At 41.2% G+C, this 570-nt stretch carries 1 rRNA gene; it reads right to left on the bottom strand.

Annotated features, from left to right (window positions below):
• Nucleotides 1-261 (bottom strand): 16S ribosomal RNA (locus AC6HVZ_RS19645); the annotation flags it as partial.
• Between the last annotated feature and the right edge of the window lie 309 nt (nt 262-570).

Here is a 570-nt window from a genome sequence, read left to right as displayed (position 1 = left end):
CGCAGGCCCATCTGTAAGTGGTAGCTAAAAGCCACCTTTTACCTTCTCACCAGGTGATGAAAAGGATCATTCGGTATTAGCTCACGTTTCCGCAAGTTATCCCGATCTTACAGGTAGGTTGCCTACGTGTTACTCACCCGTCCGCCGCTCGTTCCACAAGCATCACTCCCGAAGGAGTTCAGCTTGCTTCCCGCGCTCGACTTGCATGTATTAGGCACGCCGCCAGCGTTCGTCCTGAGCCAAGATCAAACTCTCCATAAAAAGTTTGAATAGAATCGACACCAATCAATTCTATCAATTGTCTTAGCTTTAAAAATGGATTCCAGGGTAGTTCGTCTTCACCCAGATTATATAAATCTGACTTCTGATTTCTTACCTCTGACATCCGTTACATACTGGTTGTTTTGTTCAGTTTTCAAGGAGCAAATTATCATGTCGCTCTCAAATCAGCGACTTTATTAATATACCATGTTAATTCATGAAAGTCAATATGTTTATTTGCTGAGCTTTTTGCGATGTGCCACTTTTTTAGTTTTACGAGCAAAAAAATAAAGGTTTTATTTTTTTTGA

It is taken from the genome of Oceanobacillus sp. NCCP-135 (genome assembly GCF_059698015.1).
Note: the sequence above shows the minus strand (reverse complement) of the source record. Positions and strands in the feature narration are given on the sequence as shown.